At 59.5% G+C, this 4,888-nt stretch carries 1 protein-coding gene and 5 pseudogenes; 2 read left to right on the top strand and 4 right to left on the bottom strand.

Annotated elements, in window-relative coordinates; genetic code table 11:
• Positions 1 to 1,653: pseudogene (locus M727_RS0132425) on the bottom strand (hypothetical protein); the annotation flags it as partial.
• Between the two features lie 316 nt (positions 1,654 to 1,969).
• Positions 1,970 to 2,223 (bottom strand): annotated as a pseudogene (locus tag M727_RS41125) (hypothetical protein); the annotation flags it as partial.
• A gap of 256 nt (positions 2,224 to 2,479) precedes the next feature.
• Here M727_RS41125 and M727_RS42665 point away from each other — a divergent pair.
• Positions 2,480 to 2,786, top strand: a pseudogene (locus M727_RS42665) (dihydroxy-acid dehydratase); the annotation flags it as partial.
• A 580-nt stretch (positions 2,787 to 3,366) separates the two neighbouring features.
• Here M727_RS42665 and M727_RS43590 read toward each other — a convergent pair.
• Positions 3,367 to 3,736, bottom strand: a pseudogene (locus M727_RS43590) (polysaccharide pyruvyl transferase family protein); the annotation flags it as partial.
• A 42-nt stretch (positions 3,737 to 3,778) separates the two neighbouring features.
• Positions 3,779 to 3,841, bottom strand: a pseudogene (locus M727_RS43585) (hypothetical protein); the annotation flags it as partial.
• An 846-nt stretch (positions 3,842 to 4,687) separates the two neighbouring features.
• Between M727_RS43585 and M727_RS38620 the strand changes: the two are divergent.
• Positions 4,688 to 4,888: TlpA disulfide reductase family protein (locus M727_RS38620; protein WP_156941725.1), on the top strand; the 201-nt coding region annotated here is incomplete at its 3' end.

Below are 4,888 nucleotides of genomic sequence, written 5' to 3'. Positions count from 1 at the left end.
AAAGTGAGCATCGTCGCGTAAGTCGGACGGTGTGGGCGCATTCAGATCAACAAAAGACTGAAGACCGCCGAAGGTGTTGGAGCGAGCCCTGACAGAGGGCGCTGCCGCAAGGTGAGCATCGTCGCGCAAAACAGGGGCAATATGGCGCCCAGATCCCAAATCTCCGACGCCCGATGTCCGCAGATGCAGCAGCGCGGCTTGGATCGCTGCGTAATCACCTGGATAGAGCTTGAGATCATCATCCAGCGTCTTGTGGTTAAGGCGATCGGCAATGCCCATCTTACCGTTTTTGTGTAGGTAATCACTGAAACGCGTAAGAGCAGATGTATACCTCATTGCCTTAGCTTGGTCGACGTTCTTCGCAGACGGAGTTGCATTGTACAGTTTGATGAGGGCTTCGTCCTGGGAATAGGGATTGCGGACAGAGCGACCTACGATTGGCAGGGGGCCGCCGGCCTCCGCAATCTTGAGATGATGCATGGGCACTTTGAGGGAGGGACCACCCGATCCCTCGTACTGCTTCAGATCCTGGTTCAGCGATCTCTCGTCCAGGCGAGTAGCAAAGCCCTGCTTTCCGTTGGCAACGAGCCAGCGAGCGAAGTTCAAAAGAGCATTTACATTGAGCTTGAAGGTGCTCTCCGCGACCTTGCCCTTGCGGAGCGCTGATTCCAGCACCCCGATAAGGGACGCATCTTCGGAATAAAGAGCACGTTTGTCGCCACCCACGGTAACCAGTGTTGCAGACTGGATTGCGTTGTTCAGTTTGATGAGGGGTTCGTCACAGGAATGCGGATTCCGGATAGAGCGACCTACGATCGGCACGCCGCCGGCCTCCGCAATCTTGAGATGGCGCATCGGCGCTTCGAGGGACGGACCACCCGATCCCTCGTACTGCTTCAAATCCTGTTTCAGCGACGTCTCGTCAAGGCGAGTAGCAAAGCCCTGCTTTCCGTTCTCAACAAGCCAACGAGCGAAGCGCAAAAGAGGATTTACATTGACCTTGACGGTGGCCTCCGTGACCTTGCCCTTGCGGAGCGCTGACTCCAGGTCCCCGATAAGGGACGCATCTTTGGAATAAAGAGCACGGTTGTCGCCACCCACGGTAACCAGGGTTGAATTTTGAGTCGTATTGGTAGGACGCTTGAAGCCGTCAAGATCTTTGTTCGGCGCGTCAGGGTTGTTGAGCCGCCCCCGCCCGATCTGCGCTTCGTTGATAGCGGGCAGCAGCGAGGTGGCGGCCTGCATCAGCACGCGTGCGCCTGAATTCCCGCTTTCGCTCAGCAGCCCCTGAACGGCGACCTGCGGATTGTTTAGTGTCCTCTGCCTCTTCGCCGGTGCGCCATACTCGTCGCCCCGATCCGCGGCACTACCCAATGGTTGTTCCTCAGCAAAACTTTGCACGGGCAATTGGGCCGTCGGCTCTAATGGCGACCGCGAATTGCCTTTCCTTGGGCGCCAAGTCCTCACCCCAATGCGCTCGTCTTGAGAGACATCAAGGACCTGGCTAGGGCGGGCAACTGCGGCATCGACATGTGGCACGTCGCGCAAGTGCTGCTCAAATGCTGCTTGCTCTTGCTTTGGCCGCTGTTGCACCGTGGCGTTGTACGTAGCAGAATATCGCCCGGATGGGTTGACGTTCTGAAATCGGTCCATATTCCAACTCCGGTTGGGGCCGGCTTGCAAATGCAGGCAGCCTCGTTCTCCCCCTACTAGTGTTACCTTTCGAGAGGCTGACGCGGGTTATAAAAGTCAGCATGTCGCATTCTTGATTTTGCAGTGGGGCGCGTTGAGCGGCAGCCTCTGCGCCAGACAGACCGTTGACCCGTGCGGGTCGAGTCCGCTTCGAACAAGTCTGAAATGCGGGGCGAATGTCCTGGATCCACGAGCGGATTTTTGCCGTCGAGTTGGGAGGGTTGCGGATCAACGTGAGTCGTATCGCGCGGGCATTGCGAAGGCGAGCATCGCCAAGTCAATCTATGCGGAATTTTGTGTGACGAGGCGATCGGGCGCCATGGTTCGCCAGCACTTGGATCACCTCCATACCACGTTCCATCTGACACCTGAGATGTGCTTCGCCAACTGAGTAGTGCCGTCAGGTGGTCTTCGATGCGGCGATCACTAATTTAGTTTGAATACCATCAGCTTGGCGGTGGTCGGCGACAACGAGCCCTTGGTGCGCACCGTCCTGTGCCGCACGGTGGCGAAGACACTCTCGATGGGGTTGCCAACCGGTATGAGACAATGGTGCCCATCTGAAACGCCCCAACAATCTATCCTTTGTATCTTTTGGCATTGCAGGTCACCGATTAATGTCGGGCCATTCATCTGCCGCTTGCGCTACCGCACTGCTGCGCGCGGAAACCAAAGTGAGACGTGGCCGGCTTGACTGTCATCGCGTTTTCGCCGCCTTGTGTGGGCCGCCTGTTGTTTTAAGGCCGCGTCGTCCGCGAGGGGAGCTTTCTCCTCCCCTCGCTCTCCCATAGCGGTCACAGGCGGGCCGATGTTCAACGGCTGGTTTCGCAACGAACGCGTCGGCTCCGGCACCGCGCCTTGGAGATGCCGGAGGCGATCAAGGCCGGCACTATGAGCCAAAGTGCTTTTTCCTCCATGCCGAGCAGGCGATGAGCCGCTCGCCCGGTTTGTGCAACACGATGGGCACGGGTCCACAATGGCCTCCATGGCCGACGCGCTCGGCATAGCGCTCTCGGGCAATGCCGCCGTCCCCGCCGTCGATAGCAGCCGGCGGGTTACGGCTCAGCTGCACCGGCCGGCGCATCGTGCAGATGCCCGAAGCGGGTATGCCATGCTCTACCGTGACCACGTGACCGGGGGGGCAGACACCGGCGCCGATTTCGACTTCCTCAAAGGCGTGCGCGGCAACGCCGTGACGAAGGATTCCCACTGAGGCGGGACAGGGGCGGGCATGGCCCTGAGTATCCCGCCCGTTGTTTCGACACTGCCAGGGATCGCGCAGCTTTCGGCCCACGCCCGATGGGCTTGCTCGGCCACGTAAAACACTAGGGCAAGGCTGGCGTTGAAATCGAACATCTCTTCCACTGCCGACAGAGCATTGGATGCCGTGGCAATATCGATGACTTGCGCAAGGCCGATGAATCCGATGTGAAGGAAGAGCAGGACGTGATCGATGAGCCCCGAGCGCCTGTTCCTTATCCCCTTCCCTAACTGGGTCAGGGCAAAGGTCATGACGCCGAGGGATGCGGCAAGCAACAGTCCAACCCACGCCCAGGCCAAGCTCCGTTGACGTCGTGCAGCAACCGATAAGCCAGGATCAGCAGGTCGTGGAAACCGTCCAGTTCGCCGCCCCCATAAAGGGGAAGAGGCTGGAATTCGAAGATGCGTGACCCAAAGCGCGCCGATGCAGAAGGCCATATCCGGGCAGAGGCGCACCTGGCAATCGAAGTGCTTCTGAGCGAATTCCTTCGATTCTTCATCGCGGACCAACAGCACGAAATTCTTGTGGCGTCCGATGGCTCGCGCACTCTGTTCCACGCGTTCTTTCGACTTGTAGTGAATCGACTGGGCGAACTGGATGACCTGACGCTCAGAGAACCGCTCGAGCACACGCTCGCGGAAATCCTGATGTGCACCCCAGATGTCGCCGAAATTGCCGCCGCCCATGGATGAAGATCGGCCCTATCGGCATGACCCGTTCAAGGTCGTCGGGCGAGAAATCGTCCATTCGCGAAACGTAGGTCGGGCGCTTGCGGTACCGATCGTTGAAGTGGCAGCCTGTCGGTGGATTGATCGGATTGGGGATCTCGCCGGTGATCAACTGGCGCTTGACGCCTTCCATGCCGAAGTCGGAAACGGCGTCGAGCATCCTGGTGTAGGGATGCTTCGGCGCGGCGGAGAGCTCGCGCGCTGGCGCTTCCTCGACCAGCCGGCCGAGATAGAGCATGCCCACTCTTGTCGCGATCGGCCTGAGCTCATGCCCAACACTGCCTCGGTGCCGAACAACGGAATGGCATCGGCCCAGCCAGGCGCTGCGCCGGCAGGGCATCGGCCAGCCACGCGCCCGAAGCCACATCGTTCGGCGGCCATGAGCGCGCCGGCATCATCCCAGCGTCCCAACGCGGGTGCCGAACTGCGAAGGTCGTCCGCTAGATCGGTGACCACCTCGTCGTCCTGGACGAAACCGAACTCATCCAGCATCGCGGCAAGGCCTTTTTGTCAGGAGATCCTCGGCGGGCCGCGCTGCCAGCCGACGCCAAGCCAGGAGTGTCGCCCGGTTGTGTGAGCAGCACGGCATCACGTAGCTGATGTCACTGAGGCGAATGGCCTCGGGAAGACGGGCAGAGGCTGCGTGCCGCACGCGCCGTGATAGCTATGGCGCTTCGGGACCGTTCGGAGGGGCCACAGTTTTCTGGCGCGAAGCACGGGCGATGCGTGTCCAAAAGCTGACAGAGGCAGACAAATGTCAGGTTCGGAACAGACATTGGCAAAAGTGTCAGGTTCATTACGACCGGCCATCTGGGCACTGCGGAGGTTTTTCCAAGCAATCAGAGGCTTACTGACGCTGAGCGCGCTGGCACGGCTTTTGCACCCTTGATGCTGACTGCACAATTGGGGGGCAAGACGAGCAACGCTCTCTTCCCCCCTGAACCCGTGTGCTGTCTCTGAGCGGGAACAACCTCGCGCAAAAAGCAAGCTTTGGAGAGCAACATTGGTGGAATTACAGATCGAGTCCCCGGCTCCTTCGATTAAGGTCGAGAACTGGCTGCGTGGCGAGCCGCTCACGAGCTTCAAGCCCGGCAAAGTGTATATCGTCGAATTTTGGGCAACGTGGTGCGGACCATGTGTGGACGGGATGCCGCATCTGATGCAGTTGCAGGAGAAATACAGGGACAGCGGAGTCGAGATCGTCGGA

This window comes from Mesorhizobium sp. WSM2561, from assembly GCF_000513915.1.
GTDB lineage: Bacteria > Pseudomonadota > Alphaproteobacteria > Rhizobiales > Rhizobiaceae > Mesorhizobium > Mesorhizobium muleiense.
Note: the sequence above shows the minus strand (reverse complement) of the source record. Positions and strands in the feature narration are given on the sequence as shown.